This window comes from Gordonia sp. QH-12, from assembly GCF_001578675.1.
In the GTDB taxonomy this organism is placed as follows: Bacteria; Actinomycetota; Actinomycetes; order Mycobacteriales; family Mycobacteriaceae; genus Gordonia; species Gordonia sihwensis.
This window is the reverse complement of record NZ_KQ969282.1, coordinates 207,556-229,276: the sequence shown is the minus strand read 5'-3', so window position 1 is coordinate 229,276 and position 21,721 is coordinate 207,556. Positions and strand designations below refer to the sequence as shown.

At 68.1% G+C, this 21,721-nt stretch carries 21 protein-coding genes; 14 read left to right on the top strand and 7 right to left on the bottom strand.

Annotated features, from left to right (window positions below; translation table 11 throughout):
• Positions 1-130 precede the first annotated feature (130 nt).
• Positions 131-1,303, bottom strand: coding sequence for a CAF17-like 4Fe-4S cluster assembly/insertion protein YgfZ (locus tag Y710_RS01000; protein WP_062365959.1), 1,173 nt, complete (start codon positions 1,301-1,303; stop codon positions 131-133).
• A 29-nt stretch (positions 1,304-1,332) separates the two neighbouring features.
• Positions 1,333-2,190, bottom strand: coding sequence for an SDR family NAD(P)-dependent oxidoreductase (locus Y710_RS00995; RefSeq protein WP_039867115.1), 858 nt, complete (start codon positions 2,188-2,190; stop codon positions 1,333-1,335).
• 126 nt (positions 2,191-2,316) lie between these two features.
• Between Y710_RS00995 and Y710_RS00990 the strand changes: the two genes are divergently transcribed.
• The 5 genes from Y710_RS00990 (at position 2,317) to cydC (ending at position 9,251) form a co-directional block, all read left to right on the top strand.
• Positions 2,317-3,171 (top strand): aminodeoxychorismate lyase, encoded by an 855-nt coding sequence (locus Y710_RS00990; RefSeq protein ID WP_045538368.1) that lies wholly within the window; start codon positions 2,317-2,319, stop codon positions 3,169-3,171.
• Positions 3,172-3,269: 98 nt separating this feature from the next.
• The gene (locus Y710_RS00985) at positions 3,270-4,829 is read left to right on the top strand and encodes a cytochrome ubiquinol oxidase subunit I (RefSeq protein ID WP_045538367.1); all 1,560 of its coding nucleotides are present in this window, start codon (positions 3,270-3,272) and stop codon (positions 4,827-4,829) included.
• A 12-nt stretch (positions 4,830-4,841) separates the two neighbouring features.
• Entirely contained in the window at positions 4,842-5,885 is a 1,044-nt protein-coding gene (cydB, locus tag Y710_RS00980) for a cytochrome d ubiquinol oxidase subunit II (protein ID WP_062365957.1), read from the top strand.
• The gene (gene cydD / locus Y710_RS00975) at positions 5,882-7,609 is read left to right on the top strand and encodes a thiol reductant ABC exporter subunit CydD (RefSeq protein ID WP_062365954.1); all 1,728 of its coding nucleotides are present in this window, start codon (positions 5,882-5,884) and stop codon (positions 7,607-7,609) included. Before cydB ends, cydD begins: the two co-directional genes overlap by 4 nt.
• Positions 7,599-9,251: a thiol reductant ABC exporter subunit CydC gene (gene cydC, locus Y710_RS00970; protein ID WP_062365950.1), complete on the top strand. Its 1,653-nt coding sequence runs from the start codon at positions 7,599-7,601 to the stop codon at positions 9,249-9,251. Before cydD ends, cydC begins: the two co-directional genes overlap by 11 nt.
• Positions 9,252-9,261: 10 nt before the next feature.
• Here cydC and Y710_RS00965 read toward each other — a convergent pair whose 3' ends face one another.
• Complete coding sequence (locus Y710_RS00965) at positions 9,262-9,879, bottom strand: heme-binding beta-barrel domain-containing protein (protein WP_062365948.1); 618 nt, start codon at positions 9,877-9,879, stop codon at positions 9,262-9,264.
• Positions 9,880-10,201: 322 nt separating this feature from the next.
• Here Y710_RS00965 and Y710_RS00960 point away from each other — a divergent pair, with 322 nt between their 5' ends.
• Together Y710_RS00960 and Y710_RS00955 are read left to right on the top strand one after the other, a co-directional pair.
• Positions 10,202-10,897 (top strand): 3-oxoacid CoA-transferase subunit A, encoded by a 696-nt coding sequence (locus tag Y710_RS00960; protein WP_006895719.1) that lies wholly within the window; start codon positions 10,202-10,204, stop codon positions 10,895-10,897.
• Positions 10,894-11,556, top strand: a complete 663-nt coding sequence (locus Y710_RS00955; RefSeq protein WP_062365945.1) for a 3-oxoacid CoA-transferase subunit B — start codon at positions 10,894-10,896, stop codon at positions 11,554-11,556. Before Y710_RS00960 ends, Y710_RS00955 begins: the two co-directional genes overlap by 4 nt.
• A 46-nt stretch (positions 11,557-11,602) precedes the next feature.
• Here Y710_RS00955 and Y710_RS00950 read toward each other — a convergent pair whose 3' ends face one another.
• The 4 genes from Y710_RS00950 to Y710_RS00935 form a co-directional block, all read right to left on the bottom strand.
• Positions 11,603-12,589, bottom strand: coding sequence for a hypothetical protein (locus Y710_RS00950; protein WP_062365943.1), 987 nt, complete (start codon positions 12,587-12,589; stop codon positions 11,603-11,605).
• 201 nt (positions 12,590-12,790) lie between these two features.
• Positions 12,791-13,096 (bottom strand): DUF1416 domain-containing protein, encoded by a 306-nt coding sequence (locus tag Y710_RS00945; RefSeq protein ID WP_045538354.1) that lies wholly within the window; start codon positions 13,094-13,096, stop codon positions 12,791-12,793.
• 48 nt (positions 13,097-13,144) lie between these two features.
• Positions 13,145-13,972: a sulfurtransferase gene (locus tag Y710_RS00940; RefSeq protein ID WP_006895709.1), complete on the bottom strand. Its 828-nt coding sequence runs from the start codon at positions 13,970-13,972 to the stop codon at positions 13,145-13,147.
• A gap of 276 nt (positions 13,973-14,248) precedes the next feature.
• A complete protein-coding gene (locus Y710_RS00935; protein ID WP_006895708.1) occupies positions 14,249-15,163 on the bottom strand; it encodes an LmeA family phospholipid-binding protein in 915 nt (304 codons plus the stop codon).
• A 92-nt stretch (positions 15,164-15,255) separates the two neighbouring features.
• Here Y710_RS00935 and Y710_RS00930 point away from each other — a divergent pair, with 92 nt between their 5' ends.
• From Y710_RS00930 to Y710_RS00900, 7 genes are all read left to right on the top strand, one after another.
• A complete protein-coding gene (locus tag Y710_RS00930; RefSeq protein ID WP_006895707.1) occupies positions 15,256-15,981 on the top strand; it encodes a winged helix-turn-helix transcriptional regulator in 726 nt (241 codons plus the stop codon).
• 37 nt (positions 15,982-16,018) lie between these two features.
• Positions 16,019-16,945: a mycothiol synthase gene (gene mshD, locus Y710_RS00925; RefSeq protein ID WP_006895706.1), complete on the top strand. Its 927-nt coding sequence runs from the start codon at positions 16,019-16,021 to the stop codon at positions 16,943-16,945.
• A 135-nt stretch (positions 16,946-17,080) separates the two neighbouring features.
• Positions 17,081-18,151 carry a phosphate ABC transporter substrate-binding protein PstS gene (gene pstS, locus Y710_RS00920; RefSeq protein ID WP_045539831.1) on the top strand — a complete coding sequence of 357 codons (1,071 nt, stop codon included), beginning with the start codon at positions 17,081-17,083 and terminating at the stop codon, positions 18,149-18,151.
• Between the two features lie 113 nt (positions 18,152-18,264).
• Positions 18,265-19,227, top strand: coding sequence for a phosphate ABC transporter permease subunit PstC (gene pstC / locus Y710_RS00915; RefSeq protein WP_231875653.1), 963 nt, complete (start codon positions 18,265-18,267; stop codon positions 19,225-19,227).
• Between the two features lie 11 nt (positions 19,228-19,238).
• Positions 19,239-20,111 carry a phosphate ABC transporter permease PstA gene (gene pstA, locus Y710_RS00910; RefSeq protein WP_006895703.1) on the top strand — a complete coding sequence of 291 codons (873 nt, stop codon included), beginning with the start codon at positions 19,239-19,241 and terminating at the stop codon, positions 20,109-20,111.
• Positions 20,112-20,113: 2 nt separating this feature from the next.
• Entirely contained in the window at positions 20,114-20,890 is a 777-nt protein-coding gene (pstB, locus tag Y710_RS00905) for a phosphate ABC transporter ATP-binding protein PstB (RefSeq protein WP_006895702.1), read from the top strand.
• Between the two features lie 198 nt (positions 20,891-21,088).
• Positions 21,089-21,706: a TetR/AcrR family transcriptional regulator gene (locus Y710_RS00900; RefSeq protein WP_006895701.1), complete on the top strand. Its 618-nt coding sequence runs from the start codon at positions 21,089-21,091 to the stop codon at positions 21,704-21,706.
• Positions 21,707-21,721 lie beyond the last annotated feature (15 nt).

The following is a 21,721-nucleotide window of genomic DNA, read 5'->3' as shown; positions in this document are numbered from 1 at the left end:
GTGGCGGCCCCGTTCTATTCGTTAATAGTTTTCGTACCGACAGTCTAGCGCGGAGTACGGATTAAGTCTCATCGCCTGACCGTCGAACATCGAAAACGCTCGAACCAGCGGCTTCCCGTGGCCGCACGTGTCAGCCGCGGCCCCGCAGACGGTCGACGGCGGCGCGGCCGGGCGGCACTTGGTCGTCGGGCGTGTACAGCACGGGGTCGATGCGGGCGGTCGCGGAGGTGTCGGGCGAGGCGGCATCGCCGACGACGAGTTCGGCGTCGGCCGGAACGTTGCGCTTCACCAACGCGAGCGCGATGGGACCGTTCTCGAAGTGATCGACGACGGTGCCGACCCGGCCCACGGTCCGGCCGCCGGCGCTGACCTGATCGCCGGTAGCCGGGCGGTACGCGGAGCTGCCGTCCAGATGCAGCAGCACCAGCCGCCGCGGCGGGCGGCCCAGGTTCGCGACGCGGGCGACGGTCTCCTGACCGCGGTAACAGCCCTTGTCCAGGTGCACGGCGCCGGCCTCGTCGGGGCCGCCGATCCAGTCCACCTCGTGCGGAATCGTCCGCTCGTCGGTGTCGATGTGCAGGCGCGGCCGCAGGACGTTCACCCGCAGCGCTTCGTAGGCCCACATGCCGGCCGGCGCGGCGCCCGCCTCGGTCAGCAGTCGCCACCACTCTCGGAGATCGGGTTCGGGGACGATGAGATCGACCACAGGTGTCGAGCCGTTCTCACCGATCCGCGGCATCACGCGCCAGAAGCCGAGCGGCTCGTCGTCGTGACGGAGCTCGGGCAGGTCGCCGGCCTGGTAACGCTCGGCGTCGGGCGGGAGCGCGATCGCCTCGGCGACCGGGCCGGTGAGGATGTCGGGACCCAGCAGGGTCAGCACCGCCATGTCGGGGCGCGCGGTCGGCGTCACCTTGGCCCAGAACACCATTCTGGTCAGGAACTCGGTGAGCGCCTGTCCTCGCTCGGCCTCGGTGTCGATCCATGTGGTCTCGTCGATGTCGGTGAGGACGAAGTGGTCCTCCACCCGTCCGTTGCCGTCGAGCGAGAGGTTCTCGGCACTGCGCCGATCGCCGAGCGCGGTCAGATGCTGCGAGGAGATGGTGTGCAGCCAGGTGAGCCGCTCCGGGCCCGACAGTTCGATCACGGCGCGATCGGAGCGGTCGACAATGGCCGCGCCGCGTGTCGCCGCCCGTTGCTCGCCCAGCGGGTCGCCGTAGTGCCAGGCCACGCCGGGACTCGGGTCTCCCTCCGGAGTGGGGACGGCACTGGGATGCGAATTGAGGATCGGCGACACGGAGGTCATGTCCCGAGTGTACGAGGCCGCCCGCTGGTTCAGTCGATGACGGCAGAGGAGAATTCGGGTGGGTCGCCGAGGAAGGGCCGATGCGACGGGGGAGTGCTGCCATCGACGTCGGTGATCCCGTACTCCTGCGCGAGCTCCGCAGCCACCAGCACCCGCCCCGAGTACTTCATCCGGTCCCGATCGCGGGACAGTGCGTCGATCACGCGTCCCGGGAACTCCACCGACTCGGCGGTCGCGACCAGCCCGTCGTAGAGGTCGGGCCGGGCACTGAAGGCGGCCATGTTCACCTCGGTCTTGAGCAGCCCCATCCACAGCGAGACGACGGCGACGTCGAAGGGCTTGAAGTCGACAGCCATGTCGTGCGCCATCTTGTCGACGGCGGCCTTCCCGGAACCGTAGGCCGGACCGTGCATGTAGCAGGTGCCGCCGAACGAGGAGGTGTTGACGACGAGCCCGCCGCCGGACTCGGTGAGGAGCGGCGCCGCGTAGTAGGTGGCGACATAGGTGGAGCGCAGGCCGACGCCGTGCAGGCTCAGGAGGTCGAGTCCCTTGGTCCAGAACGGTCCCTTGTCGGTGAGCCCGGCGGGCAGGGCGATGGCATTGTTGACCAGGACGTCGAGCCGTCCGTGGTCGTTGCCGATCCGGTCGAAGAGGGCTTGGACCCGAGTGTCGTCGTCGTGGTCGACGGCCACCGCGATTCCCGTCCCGCCGCGCTCATCGATCTCAGCCGCGGTCTGGGTGATGGTGCCCGGCAGACTGGTCTGCCCGGCGGCCGTGGTGCGTCCGGTCACGTAGACGGTGGTACCCGGCTGTGCGAGCGCGAGGGCGATTCCCTTGCCCGCTCCCCGGCTGGCGCCGGTGACGACGACGATCCGTTCATTGCTCATCTGTCGGTGGTACCCGGTGTCGGACGCATTCGCCAAGGGATTCTCTCGATGAGCGGAATGTCGGCACGCAGATTCCGGCGCGCGGAATTCAGCCGGCCGCACGCCGTTCCATGGCATCGTTGTCGCATGCCAGTCGTCCTTGTGTCGCCTGAGGGCGAGGTCGCTGACCCGGATTCACCCGTCCTGCACGCGGACGATCTCGGAATCGTGCACGGCGACGGGCTCTTCGAGACCATGCTCGTGCGCGAAGGGCGAGTCTGCGGGCTCGACCGGCATCTCGCGCGGCTCACGGCGGCCGCGCCCGTCGCCGGCCTGCCCGCACCGGATCCGGGGCGGATCGAGGCGATGGTGCGCACGGGCGTCCGCGAGTGGCGGTCGGTCCATGCCGGTGAGGGCATGCTGCGGCTGGTGTACACGCGTGGACGCGAACACGATCCGTCGGGTGATCCGACCCTGTACCTGACGATCGCGCCCGTCCCGGACCGCGTCGAGTCCGCTCGGCGGCACGGCGTCCGCGCGCTGACGCTGCCGACCGCGTATCAACCCGGGCTCGCCGCCACGTCGCCGTGGCTGCTCTCCGGGGTCAAGTCGCTCAGCTACGCCGCCAACATCGCGGCCCTGCGTCACGTCCGCGGACTGGGCGTCGACGACGCGATCTTCGTCTCGGCGTCGGGCACGGTGCTGGAGGGTCCGCGCAGCACGGTGGTCGCGGTGATCGACGGCGCACTCGTGACGCCGCCGCGCGACGACGGCGTGCTGCCCGGAACCACACAGGACGCACTGTTCGAACTCGCCGAGAGCGAAGGGATCGGGACGGACCAGCGGCCGTTGACCGTCACGGAGCTGTACTCCGCCGACGAGGTGTGGCTGCTGTCGTCGGTCACCCTCGCCGCGCGTGTGCGCGAACTGGACGGGCGGGCCTGCGGAGCCGGATCGGTGATCGACGTCGCTGATCTGGTGCACAGGTCAGCGGGGTCATAGGCCCAAAGGCCGTTGCCTGCATCACGCACGCTTTACAACTGAACAAGGTCTACTACCGTGTGTAGTAACGCCCATCCTCGGGACGAATTGAGGTCGCAGTGAGTGTTGTAGACATATCCAGATGGCAGTTCGGTATCACCACCGTCTACCACTTCATTCTGGTGCCGCTGACGATCGGCCTCGCGCCGCTCATCGCGATCATGCAGACGGTGTGGCACCGCACCGGCAACGAGCAGTGGCTCCGGGCCACCAAGTTCTTCGGCAAGATCTTCCTCATCAACTTCGCCCTCGGCGTCGCGACCGGCATCGTGCAGGAGTTCCAGTTCGGCATGAACTGGAGCGAGTACAGCCGGTATGTGGCCGACGTCTTCGGCGCACCGCTCGCCCTCGAAGGGCTGATGGCCTTCTTCCTCGAGTCCACGTTCATCGGTCTGTGGATGTTCGGCTGGGGACGGCTCTCGCGCCGGCTCCATCTGGCGTGCATCTGGCTCGTCGCGATCGGTGTCAACGCCTCCGCCTACTTCATCATCGCGGCCAACTCGTGGATGCAGCACCCGGTCGGCGTCGAGTGGGATCCCGAACGCGGACGGCCCGCGATGAACAACTTCATCGCAGTGATCACCAACAACACCACGCTCGTCGCGTTCCCGCACGTCATCATGGGCGCCCTGCTGACGGCGTCGACGGTGGTCGCCGTGGTCGGTCTCTGGTGGATGGCGCGCAACACCTACCGCGCGTCGAAGATCGAGGAAGCCGCCAAGATCGGTGACGAGTCGATCATCCCGGCGACCACGTCGCCGAGCCAGGTCGGTGCGTCGCCGGAGAAGCTCCGCCACGACAACGCCACCCTGTGGAGACCGGTGAGCATCTTCGCACTCTGGGTGATCATCGGCTCGGGACTGGGATTGTTCATCACCGGCGACATGCAGGGCCAGCTCATGTTCAAACAGCAGCCGATGAAGATGGCCGCGGCCGAGTCGCTCTGCGAGACCGAGACCGGAGCGTCCTTCTCCGTGCTCAGCATCGGACGGCAGAACAACTGCGACAACATCGAGCACATCATCACCATTCCGAACATGCTGTCGTTCCTGTCCGACCACAGCTTCGACTCCGAGGTGAAGGGCGTCAACGAGCTGCAGAAGCAGTACCAGGAAGCGCTGAACATGCCGGGCCAGAACTTCGCGCCCAACCTGTTCGTCACGTACTGGAGCTTCCGCGCCATGATCACCTGGGCGCTCGGCTCAGTGGTCGTCGCCTTCGGCGGACTGTGGTTCCTGCGGAAGAAGCGCACGGAGGTTCCGAGGTGGTTCGGGCGTCTGGCGCTGTGGATGCTGCCGACTCCGTTCCTGGCGAATGCGTCCGGCTGGATCTTCACCGAGATGGGCAGGCAGCCGTGGGTGGTCGTCCCCAACTGGGCCGACGCCGACGGAGATCCGCTCAGGATCCACATGCTGGTGCAGGACGGCGTCTCGAACCACACACCGCCCATGGTGTGGGCCACGCTGATCGGGTTCACGCTGCTGTACGGCGCGCTCGGGGTGGTCTGGTTCTACCTCGAACGGCGCTATGTGATCGAAGGTCCCAGCGACAAGGACGCCGCAGCGCCCGACGTCGGCTCGGACGACGACGAATCCGCCGAACTCTCGTTCGCGTACTAAGAGGAGCATCCGATGAGTCTTGAGAACTTCTGGTTTCTGGTCATCGCGGTCCTGTTCACGATGTACTTCGTCCTCGAGGGCTTCGACTTCGGCGTCGGCATGCTGATGTCCTTCCTCGGACGACGCTCCGAGCCGGACGGCGACAAGCGCAGGCGAGTGCTGCTGAACACCATCGGACCGGTGTGGGACGGCAACGAGGTGTGGCTGCTCACCGGCGGCGGCGCGCTGTTCGCGGCCTTCGGCGGCTGGTACGCGACGATGTTCTCCGCGTTCTACCTGCCGCTCTTTCTGATCCTGATCGGCCTGATCGTGCGCGTGGTGGCGATCGAGTGGCGGGGCAAGATCAACGACCCGCGCTGGCGCTGGTGGTGCGACTTCGGCATCGGACTCGGATCGTGGATCCCGGCGATCCTGTGGGGCGTGGCATTCGCGAACGTGGTGCGCGGACTGCCGATCGACGCCGACCACCAGTACACGGGTGGCTTCTTCAACCTGCTGAACCCGTACGCGTTGCTCGGCGGCGCGACCACCCTGCTGGCCTTCCTCACTCACGGTGCGGTCTTCGTCGCGCTCAAGACCGCCGGGCAGATGCGTCACGATGCGCAGACCTTCGCGGCCCGGCTCGCCGTGCCGACCGCCGTGGTCGCAGCGGTGTTCCTGATCTGGACGCAGCTGGCGTACGGGCACGCCTGGACCTGGGCGATCGTCGTGGTGACCGCTGTCGCGGCGGTGGGCATGGTGATCGCGACGGCCGCACGGCGCGAGGGCTGGGCGTTCGTCGCCACCTGCATCGCCATCGCCGGAACCGTGGCGATGCTCTTCGCGTCGCTGTTCCCCGCGGTCCTGCCGTCCACCACGGACGCCGCGTACGACCTGACGATCGCGAACACGTCGTCGAGCCACTACACGCTGGTCATCATGACGTGGGCCGCGGCGATCATGACACCGGTGGTCATCGCCTACCAGGCCTACAGCTACTGGGTCTTCCGCAAACGGCTGTCGGTGGACCAGATCCCGCCGTCGGTGGGCCTGCCGCTGCAGAGCTCCGGTAAGTGACCGAGCCCCGGACCACGTCTCGTCGCCGCCCGCCGCTCGACCCGCGACTGCTCCGCGCGTCGCGGTCGGCGCGGCGGTACGTCGTGGCCTCGGCGGCGTTCGCGATCGGCAACGTCGTCGCGGTGGTCGCCTCGGCCATCGCCCTGGCCGGCCTGCTGTCGGAGGTGATCACCGATCCGGCGGCGCGCGGGTTCGCTGCTCAGTCGGTGCACCTCACGGTGCTCGCGGTGGCACTGACCGCCCGCGGCGCGATGAGCTACTTCGGTGATCGGGTGAGCCGGCGCGCCGCTCACGCGACCATCGACGAACTGCGCGTCGCAGCGCTCGACACTCTCACCGATCCCGGGCAGACGAGTCCGCGGCGGTTGCTCGACGAGCGCGAGCACGCGCTGACGGTGGTGCTGCGCGGACTCGACCGGCTCTCCGACTACCTGTCGGGGTATCTGCCGGCCCTGCTGTCGACGGTCGTCATCACCCCGCTCATCGTGGTGGTGGAACTGTGGACCGACCCGATCTCCGGCGTCATCATCATCGTGACCCTGCCGCTCATCCCGGTGTTCATGGTGCTCATCGGACTGGTCACACGAGACCGCACCCGGCGGAAGCTGGCGGCGATGAGCCGGCAGAACGCACAGCTGGTGGACCTCATGACCGGATTGCCGACGCTGCGTGCGCTCGGTCGTGCACAGGGGCCGGCGGGGCAGGTCGCCGAGCTGGGGGAGCGTCTGCACCGCAGCACGATGGGTTCGCTGCGGATCGCCTTCCTCTCCGGGGCCGTCCTGGAACTTCTCGCCACCCTCAGCGTGGCCCTGGTCGCCGTCAGTATCGGATTGCGGCTCGTCTTCGGTGAGATGAGCCTGTATGCGGGAGTGCTCGCATTGGTGCTGGCGCCCGAGGCCTACCTGCCTCTGCGCCAGATCGGCGCGCAGTTCCACAACGCCGAGGACGGTGTCGCGTCGGCGGATGACGTTCTCGATCTCATCGAGTCCGGACGCGCTGCTTCACGTGGAACAGCGCGCGCAGCCGCGAGCGGCGAGGCCGAGGCGAGCAGTCGGCCCGGTGAGGTCGGCGTCACGGTGGAACTCGATCGGCTCGGCATCCGCGGCCGCGACGGCTGGGCGCCGCGGGGCCTGTCGGCGACGGCGCGGCCCGGAGAACTCACCGTCTTCACCGGCCCCAACGGCGCGGGCAAGTCGACCGTGCTGGCCGCGGTGCTCGGACTTCACACGCCCGACGAGGGGCGGGTGCTGATAGCCGGTCGCGACCTCGCCTCGCTCGATCGGGACGCCCACTACGGTCGGCTGGTGTGGCTGCCGCAGCATCCGGTGATCGTCCCCGGAACCGTGGCCGAGAACCTGGATCTGTTCGGCGAGCTGCCGAAGGAAGCCGTCGCCGAAGCGATGCGCGCCTCGGCCTTCGACGAGATCCTCGCCGATCTGCCCGACGGAATGGACTCGGTGCTCGGCTCCGGCGGCGCCGGACTGTCGGCGGGCCAGCGACAGCGACTGGCGCTGACCCGAACGCTGGCCTCACCCGCGCGGCTGCTGTTGCTCGACGAGCCGACGGCGCATCTCGACGAGGGCACCGCCGGCCGGGTGATCGCCGCACTCGTCGACCGCGCGAGAGCAGGCGACACGGTGATCGTCGTCTCGCATCAGAAAGGCGTTCTGTCGGCGGCCGACGCGGTGGTCGACTTCGCGAAGGAGCTCTCCGATGGCCGCTGACCGCTCGCGCGATCCGATGCTCGCCGCCCTCGCCTTCACCGGGATGCGCGGGCGCGTTCTGGTGATCCCGATCCTGCTCGGCGCCGCCGGAGCGCTCTCGGCGCTCGGGCTGGCGGCACTGTCCGCCTGGCTGATCACGCGCGCGTGGCAGATGCCACCGGTGCTCTACCTCTCTGTCGCGGTCACCGGGGTCCGGGCGCTCGGCATCTCACGCGGCGTGTTCCGCTACGTCGAACGGCTCGCCACGCACGACGTGGCACTGGCGGCGATGGCCGACGCACGCACACGGATGTACCGGGCGCTGGCGCAGGGCTCGCCGGGCTACACCGTCGGCCTCCGGCAGTCGGAGCTGATGGCGCGTACCGCCGACGACGTCGATGAGATCGGCAGTGCGGTAATCCGCGGGCTGGTCCCGATGGCGGTCGGGGCGGTGACATCGGTGTCGGCCGTGGCGATCATGGCCTTCGTCTCGATTCCCGCCGCGATCGTGCTCGCGGTCGCATTGCTGGTGAGCGGTGTGCTCGCGCCTTGGCTGGCCGCGCGCGGGGCGGCCGATAAAGTCGCTGCCGCCGCGCGCGCCCGCGACGATGTCGTCGAAGCCACGTCGTCACTGCTGTGGCACGGCCCGGAACTGGCGGTCGCGGGGGTGCGCCGATCCGTGCTGGGGACGGTCGCCGCAGCCGATCGCCGTGCCGCGGACGCCGAGAACGCCGGTATGCGCCGGCAGGCGGCGGCCCAGGCGGTGACGCCGATCTCGATGGGCGTGAGCGTGGTCGCTGCGGCGATCATCGCGGTGCAGCTGGCGTCCGGGCTTCCCGGATCGCTGGCCGACGTCGCGTCGGGCACGGGTGTGACGCCGATGGTCTTCGGCATCCTGTTGCTTCTGCCGTTGTCGTCGTTCGAGACGACCGCACCGCTCACCGAAGCCGGCATGGCGTGGGAGAGCGGCCGCCAGGCCGCTCGGCGGGTGCTGGCACTCGTCGACGGCGCATCCGACGGTGACCGCGAGGCCGCCGACCCGGTCGTCGACCCGCGTCCGGTGACCCTGACTGCGGAGTCACTGCGGTGGGGATGGACCACCCCGCTGGGGGAGACGGACGACTTCCGCGTGGGCCCCGGGGAGCGTCGGGTGGTCGTCGGACCGAGCGGTGTCGGCAAGTCGACGCTGCTGATGACCTTGGCGGGGCTGCTCCCGCCGCTGTCCGGGACGGTGAGCGCCGGCCCCGGGGAACTACGCGAGCACGTCTGCTACTTCGCCGACGACGCGCACGTCTTCTCCACCACCGTCCGGGAGAACCTCCATGTGGCACGCGGCGACGTCTCCGACGACGAGATGCGCGCAGCGCTCGAGAGGGTGGGGCTGGGTGAGTGGCTCGGCGGTCTGCCAGACGGGTTGGGAGAGAAGCTGACCGGTGGGGGCGGAGCGTTGTCGGGCGGTCAGCGGCGCCGACTGCTGCTGGCGCGGGCCCTGCTGCACCCGGCTCCGGTGGTGCTGCTCGACGAACCGACCGAACACCTGGATGCGGGCGATGCGGAGCGACTGCTGTCGCTCATCTGCGGTGATCTCTTCGGCGAGCGCGCCGTGGTGGTGGTGACGCACCAGGACGTGTCACGGATCGACGTGCCGGTGGTGCGGTTGTGAGACCCGAGGGTCAGCCGACGACGCGGCGGAGCTTCGCGGACAGTCGCGGCGTCAGTTCGCCCTCGGCGTCGACGCGCTCCTCCACGTAGGCGAGGTCGCCGTCGGGGACCAACCCGAACAAGCGCTTCGCTCCGCCGGTGTGTGACCCGGTCTCGGAGCGGATGGTGACGTCGGTGGTGAGATTCCACGACGTCTGAGTGAGCGGACGGCCGTAGTAGAGCTCGATGGAGCCCTCGGCATGGGTCAGCAGCAATTCGATCTCGTCGTCCTCGCTGATCCGCCAGAAGCCGGACTCCCGGAGGTCGGGCCGCACGTACGAGCCGTCGTCGTCGATGACCCAGGATCGGGCCTGCCAGACGAGGTAATTGCCGCCGTCGTGCGAGACGATGATCTGCTGACCGAACTGATAGTCGTCGCCGGTCACCGGATCGTGCCCTTCGCCCTGTCCCTCCCAGACACCGACCATCGGCAGGAGAGCGAGCAGGCCGGAATGGAGATCGGGACCCTCGCGGAGGTTGGCGGTGTCCGGAGGAACGGGCAGATCGCCGACCGGCGTCAGGTTCTTACCTGCGGTCTGCTGAGCGCGTTGCTCGGCGTCGGAGATCGCTTCGTTCCCGGAGCGCGTCATGACTCGTCGTTGACCAGTCGGTAGACGGTGTACAGCGCGAACCAGATGATCAGCAGCGAGGCCAATCCGAGCAGGATTTCAAAGAAGAGGACCACGCTGCCGATAGTACCGCGCGCCGGTGGCGTCACCGAAACGAGTCGTCCGACTGCTTCCTAGATCACAGTGGTCGCCACGCTCGCCGAATAGTGAAATCCATCAGGTATCAATAGTGCCTCAATGAGTAATTGCCAGTCTGAATCGGGAGGCATAGCGTCGTAGGGGTAGCACTCGGACCGCCGGAACGGAACGCGTCCCGACGGCCGACCGACCGAGGAGGGCACCAGTGAGCGCCACCGTCTTCTGCGGAGACGTCGACGAAGCCGTGGCCGGCATCGCCGACGGGTCCACCGTTCTGATCGGCGGATTCGGACTGGCGGGTATGCCGTTCGATCTGATCGACGCGCTGATCCGGCAGGGGGCCACAGACTTGACGGTGGTGAGCAACAATGCGGGCAACGGCGACCACGGACTCGCCGCGCTGCTCGCGGCCGGCCGGGTCAGGAAGATCCTCTGTTCCTTTCCCCGGCAGTCGGACTCCTGGGTCTTCGACCGCCTGTACCGCGCGGGCGAGATCGAGCTCGAAGTGGTGCCGCAGGGCAACCTCGCCGAACGGATGCGGGCGGCCGGTGCGGGCATCGGTGCGTTCTACTGCCCGACGGCGGTCGGCACTCCGATCGCCGAGGGCCGGGAGACCCGCGAGATCGACGGTCGGACGTATCTGCTGGAGTACCCGATCAAGGGCGACGTCGCTCTGATCGGCGCGCACCGCAGCGACCGCGCGGGCAACCTCGTCTACCGGAAGACCGCACGCAACTTCGGGCCGGTCATGGCCGCGGCCGCCGCGACCACCGTCGTCCAGGTGGACGAGGTGGTGCCGGTCGGCGGCATCGATCCGGAAACCGTCGTGACGCCCGGCATCTACGTCGACCGGGTGGTCGCGACTCCCACTCGCCGATTCGCCGTGGAGGGCGCACGATGACCGATCGACTGATTCACGCTTCCGGGGCGCTTCGGAGGGCCGACGCGCCGATGACGAAGGAGCGTCTCGCTGCGCGTATCGCCGCCGACATCCCGGCCGGCTCCTACGTCAACCTCGGCATCGGTCAGCCGACCCAGATCGCCGACCATCTCGACCCCGGCGCCGGAATCACCCTGCACACCGAGAACGGGATGCTCGGGATGGGGCCGCAGGCGACGGGTGACGATGTGGACCTCGACCTCACCAACGCGGGCAAAGTACCCGTCACCGAGTTGCCGGGCGCCTCGTACTTCCATCACGCCGACTCGTTCGCGATGATGCGGGGCGGCCACCTCGACGTATGCGTCATGGGCGCCTTTCAGGTCTCCTTCGGCGGCGACCTGGCGAACTGGAGCACCGGTGCGCCGGACGCGATCCCGGCGGTCGGCGGAGCGATGGACCTCGCGATCGGCGCCAAGCAGGTGTTCGTGATGATGACTCTGTTCGCCCGCAACGGTGATCCGAAGATCGTGCCGCAGTGCACGTACCCGCTGACCGGACTGACGTGCGTCGATCGCGTCTACACCCCGGAGGCCATCATCGACGTCGGGGACGACGGCGCACAGATCGTCGAGACCTACGGTGTCGATCCCGTGGAGCTGCTGGACCGGTTGACGTAGCTCTCGTCGGAGAGTGCGGCTGTCCGCTCAGTTCGCGCGGGTCCGCTCAGTCGCTCACCGAGCGGAAGCCGCTCGCTTGAGCGGATTCCCATTCGCGTACACCGTAGGTCGGTAGGTGCTGCTGGAGGAGCCGCACCAGCGTGCGCTTCTGAAGATGCTCCCATCGCCATCGGACGACGCCGAGGCCCAAGCCGCGAAGAGCATCCTCTCTGATCTTCTCGCGGATCACGATGTCGCCCGCGTCCTCGTCCGTGTCGATGACCTCCCTGCGGTACTTGCCGAATCCGTCGAACTCGCCGATGACCAGTCCGTCCCAGTCGTAGTCGCAGATCGCGAGATGCCCATCGGGCAAGACGTACTCCGACTGCAGCTTCGGCGCGGGGACACCGGCTTCGATCATCTGTGCCCGGCTCCACGACTCCCCGGGGTTCGCTGACAGCCCGCTCGCGAGGCTCAGTGCGAATCTGGCTCTGGCGACACCGCGCCGGGGCATCGCGAGTCGTCGTTCCAGGTCGGCTCGGGACACTCCGGCGCGTAGCGCACCGTCGAAGACCGTCAGGATCTTGGCGAAGTCGGTCTGGCTGAGCGCGACGTCGACGGCGGTGCGGGGGAGATTCGTCAGGCGCAGTCGGCCGATTTCGATGACGTCGTCGTCGGCGACCAGACCCGAATGGATCATCCGTTCCCTGGTGCTGTTGCCGCCGCCGCTCCGGCCGTTGGTGAGGTGAACGAGCCGCCGATCGGGGAGCAGCAGGTCCAGCCCGAGGATCGCCGCGGCCGACTGATGGCTGACGACTCGACCGTCGCTTTCGCGACGGGCCGCTGCGGCTCCTGCCGCCAGACATCGGAACCGATAGTGCTGACGGGCCGCTGCGCTGGGCTCGGCGGGATACGCGCTCGCCAAGGCGAAAGCGCCGCGCCCGACGTCGTAGATCCGGCGTTCTCGACGGGCCTGTCTCAGCTCCAGCTCGGTGACACCGCAGTCGAGGGCGTCGGCACGCCAGATCAGTCCGTGTTCGTCGATAGGCCACATATGAATTGGACGCAGGCGCCGACGCATCGGTTCCGTTGTTCGCGACGTGGCGGGGTATTCGCTCAGTTGAGCGGTGAACGCGCGGTGAGGGAGCGAGCGTCGGCCGGTGAACTGAGCGGATGCTGCGTAGATTGCCGCACAGACGACGAGGCCCCGGTCAGCAGCAGCGGACCGGGGCCTCGTCGAACAGCTACGCGCGAATCACTTCGCGACGGTGACGTCCTGGTTGTGGACGCCCGGCCCCTCGGGCGAGACGGTCACGTCGCCGTTGCCCTGCGAGCTCAGCGCGCGCAGAGTCCAGGTGCCCGGGGCGGCGAAGAAGCGGAAGTCGCCGGTGGCCGAGGCGACGACCTCGGCGGTGAACTCGCCGGTGCCGTCGAGCAGACGGACGAAGGCGCCCGCGACGGGGTTGCCCGAACCGTCCACGACCTGACCGGTCAGGACGGTCTCCTTCTCAGTGTCGACGCCGGCGGGGAGGGTCTGACCCTGCTTGGGTGCTGCGCACATGTCACTAGTCCTCTCAGAGACTGTCGATGGGGGAGTTTGCGGGGCGGCTCAGCGCTCGATCGGAGCGCCGACCAGCGAGCCGTACTCGACCCAGCTGCCGTCGTAGTTCTTGACGTTCTTCTTGCCGAGCAGTTCCTGAAGGACGAACCAGGTGTGGCTGGAGCGCTCGCCGATACGGCAGTAGGCGATGGTCTCCTTGGCGTCGTCGAAGCCCTTGTCCGCGTACAACGCGGTGAGATCTGCGTCGGACTTGAAGGTCCCGTCCTCGTTGGCGGTGGTCGACCACGGGATGTTGATGGCGCCCGGAACGTGACCGCGCTGCTGCGCCTGCTCCTGCGGCAGGTGCGCCGGAGCGGCGATCTTGCCGGAGAACTCGTCGGGGCTGCGGACGTCGACGAGGTTCTTGGAACCGATCGAGTCGATCACCTCGTCGCGGAAGGCGCGGATCGAGTTGTCGGCGGCCTGGGCGACGTAGTCGGTGGCCGGGCGGGTCACAGCGTCGGCGCTGAGCGGACGGCCGTCGAGCTCCCACTTCTTGCGGCCGCCGTCGAGCAGACGGACGTCCTTGTGACCGTAGATCTTGAAGTACCAGTACGCGTACGCGGCGAACCAGTTGTTGTTTCCGCCGTACAGGACGACGGTGTCGTCGTTCGCGATCCCGCGCTCGCTGAGCAGTGCGGAGAAGCGCTCGGCGTCCAGGAAGTCGCGACGCAGGCCGTCCTGCAGGTCCTTACGCCAGTCGAGGCGGATGGCGCCCGGGATGTGGTTGCTGTCGTAGATCGAGGTGTCCTCATCGACCTCGACGAACACGACCTTGTCGGTGTTGAGGTTCTCTTCAGCCCAGTCAGCGCTGACGAGCACATCGGAGCGTGCCATATTTCGGTTCCTTTCGAAATGATCACCGCGCGCGGCGTGAGGCCGCGCCAGACGGCGAGTTCGTCGCACTGGGCGACGGGTGTTCCGGGCCGGGGACGGCGGTCGTCTGCGACGAGACGGTGGAGGATGCGGCTGAGATCGTCAGCGGTGCATCACGCCCGGTGCGTCACCGGCAAGCGACAGCAGCAGTCGACGACGCGACAGAGGTCGATCGCCAGTCGGCGGGTGAGCATCAGCCCACGTCGGTGCTGCATGGACCCGACCCTACAACAGAAATCAGGGCCTGCTCGGGAGCGGTTTCGCGTAGTCGACGGCGCGCACCGACACCGGTCCGGTCTCGCTGACGGCCACAAGGTCGCTTCCCCTGCTCAGGGCATGTTTCGCGGTGGTTCCCCAGGCCATCTGGAGGGCCGGAAGAGTGGTTGAAAACCTTTTTAATACCGCTGATCGAAATTCCTCTGGGACGTCGGCGGAGTAGTGCTCCTCGGGTCCGGTGTAGAAGTCGGTGGCTTCGATGCGGACACGGCCGTCGACCACCGACACGCGAGCCTTCACGCTCACCTTGACCTTCGGCGCGGTGTACTTCGCGGCCGACGGGGGATAGCCGTTCTGCGTCTCCGGCGAGCCGGGCAGAGGGACGGTTCCGCTCAGCATGATGCCCTCGGTGCGCTCGAGCAGGCCGTCGCCCGGCCCGCCGCCGCCCACTTTGTCCTCGGGAGCCGGGGTGTTGATGTAGAGATCGACGATCCCCATCAGGCGTCCGAGGGTGGGGGAGTTGATTCGTGTCTCGGTCCGCATCGACTGCGCCCGCAGCTCCGTCCGCGGGCCCAGATCGCCGGTGGGGCCGAGGTCGGTGCTCTGCAGCCGAGCGTCGACTGTCGAGGTGCACACCGGCACGCCGGAGCAGCCCTCGATCGGGACGCCGTCGGCGCTGATCAGCACCGAGCTGAAGTTCCCCTCAGAGCGGTGCGCGAGGAACGGGAAGCCGGCCATGATCACATCCGGTTCGAAGGGGACTCCGGGTGAGGCCTGGACGGCGCGTGCGAGGCGGTGCTCGGCGCGGGACGCCGCGAAGTCGTCGGCGATCAGCGCCAGGACGCCCACGACGACGAGGACGACTGCGATCCAGGCACCGATTCGCAGGTACCGGCGGGACGCGGGTTTCGGGGGGTCGTGGGCGGTGAGGAGCATCGGCGCTATTCTGTCATCTGATAACCGGGTGCTGCGACCAGCGTCGATCGACAGCCCACAGTGCTGAGGCCACGACGAGATCGGAGTGGTGTGTGGACCTGTTGCTGCTGACCGAAGAGCAAACTGCCGAAGCCGTCCTGGGATCGCTCTCCCTGCTGTCCCATCAGGTGGCCGTGCTGCCTGCCCAGACGTCCTCGCTGGTGCAGCTGGGCGAACCACAGGTGATCCTGGTGGACGCGCGCAGCGATCTCGCGGGTGCGAGAACCATGTGCCGGCTGGTGTCGGACACCGGCACCGCCCCGGTGGTGGCCGTCGTCGGCGAGGGCGGACTGGTCGCGGTGAACGCCGATTGGGGCGTCGACGACTTCCTGCTGCCGACCACCGGACCCGCGGAGCTCGACGCCCGGCTGCGCCTGGTGTCGACGCGCGTGACCGGTGGCGTGGACGAGCAGCCGGACAAGGTGACGCTGGGCGAGTTGGTGATCGATGAGTCCACCTACACGGCCCGATTGCGGGGCAAGCCGATCGATCTCACGTACAAGGAGTTCGAGCTGCTGAAGTTCCTCGCGCAGAACGCGGGCCGGGTCTTCACCCGAGCCCAACTGCTGCACGAGGTGTGGGGTTACGACTACTTCGGCGGCACCCGCACAGTCGACGTCCACGTCCGGCGTCTGCGAGCCAAACTGGGCAGTGATCACGAGTCACTGATCGGCACGGTGCGCAACGTCGGCTACAAGGCGGTGCGGCCGACGCGCCGGGGCGACCGCGACGGCGGCGACACCGCCGGCGACGACACCGAGCAGGACGAGACAGGGTAGGACGAGTGGTCGCCGGCTGCCGATACATTGGACTGTGATGAATGAGCAGATCCGGCACCGCGTCGTCTCCGACTCCCTGACCGCCGACGACTCGGCGTTCGCGCGCGAGGTGTGCGAACGCGCCGAACGCGTCGACGGTATCGCGCCGCTCGCCGAGCAGGCGCGCCTCGCGATCGACTCGGGGGCGGACCTGCATGTCCTCACCGATCATGGATACGCCAACGTCCTCGCGGCGCGCGACGGCGGCGCGGCGATAGTGGAAGCGGTGGTGGACCCCGACCACCGGGGCCACGGGGAGGGTCGTGCTCTCGTGGACGCCGCCCTGACCGCCGCCGGCGATCTGCCGGGCTCGGAACCGCCGCAGGTGTGGGCGCACGGCGACCTGCCCGCGGCCGCCGCCGTCGCCGCGGCACTCGGTCTGGTCCGTGCCCGCGAACTGCTGCAACTGCGCAGGCCCGTGGCACAGCCGCTGCCCGATCTCCCCCGGCGCGAGGACATCGCGCTGCGTACGTACGCGGGACCGTCCGACGACGCGGAGATCCTCCGGGTGAACAACGACGCCTTCTCCTGGCACCCGGAGCAGGGCGGATGGACGCTGCGCGACATCGCCGCCCGCACCGGCGCGGACTGGTTCGATCCCGACGGTGTATTCCTGGCGTTCGACGCCGCCGACCCGGACGTCCTGCTGGGATTCCACTGGACGAAGATCCATCCCGCCGCCGACGGAGCCGCGCCCCTCGGCGAGGTGTACATCGTCGGCGTCGACTCCGCCGCGCAGGGCCGTGGCCTCGGCGCGCTGCTGACGCTCGCCGGCCTGCGCTATATGGCCGACCTGCGCCCCGGCGGCCGCGGGCTCGACGAAGTGGAGTTGTACGTCGAGGGCGACAACTCTGCGGCGTTGCGCACGTATTCGCGGCTCGGATTCACCCGGTACACCGCCGACATCGCCTATCGCCGGGGCTGAACCCGGCGTCAACCAGCCGTTCATTTTCGTGCCCGGACTGTTACCCGGGCCGTCACTCGCCGGTCGCTCTGTCCTAACCGGGCGTCGATAGTTTCGCCTCGATACCTGAACAGATCGAAAGGCACCCCGACTCCCATGAGCGCGTCACCGAAGCTCGTCCGCACCGCAGGCGCCGCCGTTGCCGGCATCGCCGCGGCCTCCCTCGTCCTCACCGCGTGCGGTGACGGCGACTCCTCGTCCGGCACCGTCACCGGTGAAGGGTCCACGGCCCAGCAGAAGGCCATGGAGCACTTCTCGCAGGTCCTCACCGACAACGGCGGCGTCATCCTCGACTACACGGGCTCCGGCTCCGGCGACGGAATCAAGAAGTTCATCTCGGGCGACGTCGACTTCGCCGGCTCCGACTCGCCGCTCAAGCCGGCTGAGGCCGCCGACGCCAAGAGCCGGTGCTCGGGCAACGAGGCCTGGCACCTGCCGCTGGTCGCGGGGCCGGTCGCGATCGCGTTCAACCTTCCCGGTGTGGAGAAGCTGAACCTCAACGCGCCCGTACTCGCGAAGATCTTCGACTCCAAGATCGCCAAGTGGAACGATCCCGCGATCGCCGCGCTCAACCCGGGCGTCAAGCTCCCGGCCACGACCATCGTGCCGGTGCACCGCAGCGACAGCTCCGGCACCACCGACAACTTCACGCGCTACCTGAACACCGCCGCACCGGCCGACTGGCCGTACGAGCACAGCAAGGAGTGGGCCGGCCACGGCGGCTCGGGTGCCTCGAAGTCGACCGGCGTCGGCGACACGGTCAAGAAGACCGAGGGCTCGATCAGCTACGTCGAGTGGGGTTTCGCCACCGAGAACGAGCTGAGCGTGGCGGCCGTCGACTTCGGCGCCGGACCCACTCAGCTGACCAAGGACACCGCCGCGAAGGCTCTCGACGCGGCTCAGTTCGTGGACCCGTCCAGCAAGAACCTGGTGGTCGACACCGACGCCCTCTACCGACTCAAGGAGACCGGCGCCTACCCGCTGGTGCTCACGACCTACGAGATCGTGTGCTCCACCGGCTACTCGGACTCGGCGGTCTCCGACAACCTGAAGTCCGCGTTCACCACGATCCTGGACAAGGGCCAGGACGGCCTCGACAAGCTCGGTTACGTCCCGCTGCCTGAGGCCTTCCAGGCCAAGCTGCGCGGAACGATCAACGCGCTGTGACTCGCTCGGACACTCCCGTGACCTCCCGCGCAGATGCCGACGGGGACCCGGCCGTGTCCGAAACGCCCGTGGTCGGCGGAACCCCGTCGCCGCGGGCGGCCGGTGAGCGATCGCTGACTGCCGAGTCGGGCCCCGCGTCCGGCTCGGCGGTCAGCCGTCTCGGCGACCGCGTCATGTCGTCGCTCGCCACCGGCTCGGGCCTGTTGGTCTCGATCGTCATCGGGCTGATCGCGCTGTTCCTGCTCATTCAGGCGGTCCCTGCGCTCGCGAAGAACACCGTCGGCTTCTCCACATACACCGGGTCGTGGGTGGTGGCGGGCAGTGAGATCAAGTTCGGCATCCCCCAGCAGCTCTACGCGACGGTGCTGGTGTCGGTGATCGCACTGGTGATCGCGATGCCCGTGGCGCTCGGCGTGGCACTGTTCGTCAGCGAGTACGCGCCCAAGCGGCTCGCGACGGTGATCGCGTACGTCGTCGACCTGCTGGCCGCGATCCCGTCGATCGTGTACGGCCTGTGGGGAATCCTGGTGCTCGGTCCGGCGATGGTGGGGCCGAACCAATGGCTGGTCGATCACCTCGGCTTCCTCCCGTTCTTCCGGCAGCCGGCGAACGTCGCGAACATGTCGACCGGCGGCACCCTCCTCACCGCGGGCATCGTGCTGGCGATCATGATCCTGCCGGTGATCACCGCGGTCACCCGCGAGGTCTTCGCGCAGACGCCGCGAAACCAGCGTGAGGCCGCCCTGGCCCTCGGCGCCACCCAGTGGGAGGTCGTGCGATACGCGGTCCTGCCCTTCGGCCTCTCCGGCTACATCAGCGGCGCCATGCTCGGACTGGGCCGTGCGCTGGGCGAGACGATGGCGCTGCTGCTGATCATCTCCACGGCCGGACCGATCAACTTCAACCTGATGGAGAGCGGTCAGACGCTGGCGACCGTGATCGCGAACAACGCGGCCGAATTCGACTCGCCGATCAAGACCGGCGCCTACATCTCAGCCGGTCTGGTCCTGTTCGTCTTGACCTTCCTCGTGAACGCCGCGGCCCGCGGTGTGATCGCGCGCAGGGTTCGAGGCTGAGGAATCACGATATGGAACTGACACAACTCTCGCCGCGCCGGAAGGTCGCCGACACGACCGTGCGCGGCGCGGTGATCGCCGCGGTGGCCGTGGCGGTGCTTCCGCTCGGCTGGCTGGTGTACACGCTGATCGCCCGCGGCATCGGACCGGTGCTCGACATCGACTGGTGGACGCGATCGGAACGCTACGGCGGCGCGGCCAACGCGATCGTGGGGACGCTCGTACAGACGGCGATAGCGGCGGCCGTCGCGATCCCCTTGGGCGTGCTCGTCGCCGTCTATCTCGTGGAGTACGCGGACACCGGGAAGAGGCGCGGACGGTTCTCGCTCGTGCGCGTCACCACCTTCATGGTCGACGTGCTCTCGGGTGTGCCGTCGATCGTCGCCGCGTTGTTCATCTACGCGGTCTGGCGGACCACCCTCGATCTTCCTCGTTCCGGCTTCGCGGTGGCGCTGGCGCTGGTGCTGCTGATGGTGCCGCTGGTGGTCCGGTCCACCGAGGAGATGCTCAAGATCGTCCCGCAGGACCTTCGCGAGGCCGCATACGCGCTCGGCATCCCGAAGTGGAAGACGATCCTTCGGGTGGTGCTGCCCACGGCGATGTCGGGGATCATCACCGGGATCATGCTGGCGGTGGCCCGCGTCATGGGCGAGTCGGCTCCGGTGCTGATCCTGGTCGGCGCCACCCGGGCGATGAACCCGAATCCGTTCTCCGGCAACCAGCAGTCGTTGCCGCTCATGATGCTGCAGGAATACAACAAGGGGCCCAGCGGCTACGAGACCGTCTGGGGCGCCGCGCTGACGCTGGTGATCGCCGTCGCGATCGTCTACGTGCTCGCACGAGTGCTGTCACGGTTCACCGGGCCCCGAATGGAGAGAAGCTAGACATGGCCAAGAGTCTGACCATCGAGGATCTGAACGTCTACTACGGCGACTTCCACGCAGTGAAGGATGTCTCCCTGACGATCGCGCCGAAGTCGGTGACCGCCTTCATCGGTCCGTCGGGGTGCGGTAAGTCCACCGTCCTGCGCACACTCAACCGGATGCACGAGGTGACGCCAGGGGCGTACACCACCGGGTCGGTGAAGCTCGACGAACTCGACCTGTACGGCAGGGGTGTGGACCCGGTGGGGGTGCGAACCACCGTGGGCATGGTGTTCCAGCGGGCGAATCCGTTCCCGACCATGTCCATTCGCGACAACGTGGTGGCGGGGCTCAAACTGGCGGGCGTGCGTGACAAGGCCAGACTCGACGACGTGGCCGAGGCCAGCCTGCGCGGGGCCAACCTGTGGAACGAGGTCAAGGATCGGCTCGACAAGCCGGGCGGCGGACTGTCCGGCGGCCAGCAGCAGCGGCTGTGCATCGCGCGGGCCATCGCGGTGTCACCGCAGGTGCTTCTGATGGACGAGCCGTGTTCGGCGCTCGACCCGATCTCGACCCTCGCGATCGAAGATCTGGTGGCCGAGCTGAAGAACAATTACACGATCGTGATCGTCACGCACAACATGCAGCAGGCGGCGCGGGTGAGCGATCAGACCGCGTTCTTCAATCTCGCCGGTGCGGGACGGCCCGGGGAACTGGTGGAGGCCGGCGCCACCGCCGACATGTTCTCGAATCCGGTTCGGAAGGAGACCGAGGACTACATCTCGGGACGGTTCGGATGACGGTGCGCGTGCGCGCCCGGTACGGCTCTCGAGGCAGCATCCCCCGGATCTGACATCGACCGGTCGGATCTCACACCGACGGATACGACGGCGACCCCGGCCACTCTCCGCAGATAGTGGCCGGGGTTGCCTTTTGCCTAGCCGGTGACTACGGTCACCACGGAACAGTTTCGATCAATTGATCAACTTCGAGGGCAGATGGCGCGACTGACGGTGGAACAGCGGCGCGAAGCAGCGATCGACGCCGCGATGCGGGTGATCGCCCGCGACGGCGTCGAAGCCGCCACTACGCGTCGGATCGCTCTGGAGGCCCAGGTCGGACAGTCGAGCCTGTTCTACGCCTTCGCATCCCGCGACGATCTGCTCGCCGCGGTCGTCGAGACCGGGATCGCGCAAGAGCTGGCCGGCATGGGCGAATGGCTCCGCGAGGCGTCGGCGATGTTCACCACCTCCCAGATGAACATCGCGGATGTCGCGCGGGCCGCATTCGACTCCTTCATGCACGACCTCATCGAGAATCGGGACCGCGAATACGCGTTGGTGGAGCTGGCGCTCTACGCCCGACGAACCGAAGGTCTGGAGCACCTCGCCGAGAGTCTTTACCGCGGCTACAACGAGCTCGTCTCCGGACTGCTCGTGGTCGCGGCCGAGACCACCGGTGTCACGTGGACGCTCCCGGCCGAGGAATTGGCCACGATCGTCGTGGCCATGACCGACGGCATGACTCTCAGCTATCTGTCCACCGGCGACCGTGAAGCGGTCCGACGGATCGCGGACGGCGGTGTGCAGCTGCTGCTGGGTTACGTCGCGCAGTGACCCGTGCGCTGCGGG

Coding starts and splice junctions, on each gene's coding strand:
- Y710_RS01000 (WP_062365959.1), bottom strand. CDS start 1,303: ATGACCTCCGTGTCGCCGATCCTCAATTCGCATCCCAGTGCCGTCCCC.
- Y710_RS00995 (WP_039867115.1), bottom strand. CDS start 2,190: ATGAGCAATGAACGGATCGTCGTCGTCACCGGCGCCAGCCGGGGAGCG.
- Y710_RS00990 (WP_045538368.1), top strand. CDS start 2,317: ATGCCAGTCGTCCTTGTGTCGCCTGAGGGCGAGGTCGCTGACCCGGAT.
- cydB (WP_062365957.1), top strand. CDS start 4,842: ATGAGTCTTGAGAACTTCTGGTTTCTGGTCATCGCGGTCCTGTTCACG.
- cydC (WP_062365950.1), top strand. CDS start 7,599: ATGGCCGCTGACCGCTCGCGCGATCCGATGCTCGCCGCCCTCGCCTTC.
- Y710_RS00965 (WP_062365948.1), bottom strand. CDS start 9,879: ATGACGCGCTCCGGGAACGAAGCGATCTCCGACGCCGAGCAACGCGCT.
- Y710_RS00955 (WP_062365945.1), top strand. CDS start 10,894: ATGACCGATCGACTGATTCACGCTTCCGGGGCGCTTCGGAGGGCCGAC.
- Y710_RS00950 (WP_062365943.1), bottom strand. CDS start 12,589: ATGTGGCCTATCGACGAACACGGACTGATCTGGCGTGCCGACGCCCTC.
- Y710_RS00945 (WP_045538354.1), bottom strand. CDS start 13,096: ATGTGCGCAGCACCCAAGCAGGGTCAGACCCTCCCCGCCGGCGTCGAC.
- Y710_RS00940 (WP_006895709.1), bottom strand. CDS start 13,972: ATGGCACGCTCCGATGTGCTCGTCAGCGCTGACTGGGCTGAAGAGAAC.
- Y710_RS00935 (WP_006895708.1), bottom strand. CDS start 15,163: ATGCTCCTCACCGCCCACGACCCCCCGAAACCCGCGTCCCGCCGGTAC.
- mshD (WP_006895706.1), top strand. CDS start 16,019: ATGAATGAGCAGATCCGGCACCGCGTCGTCTCCGACTCCCTGACCGCC.
- pstS (WP_045539831.1), top strand. CDS start 17,081: ATGAGCGCGTCACCGAAGCTCGTCCGCACCGCAGGCGCCGCCGTTGCC.
- pstA (WP_006895703.1), top strand. CDS start 19,239: ATGGAACTGACACAACTCTCGCCGCGCCGGAAGGTCGCCGACACGACC.
- pstB (WP_006895702.1), top strand. CDS start 20,114: ATGGCCAAGAGTCTGACCATCGAGGATCTGAACGTCTACTACGGCGAC.
- Y710_RS00900 (WP_006895701.1), top strand. CDS start 21,089: ATGGCGCGACTGACGGTGGAACAGCGGCGCGAAGCAGCGATCGACGCC.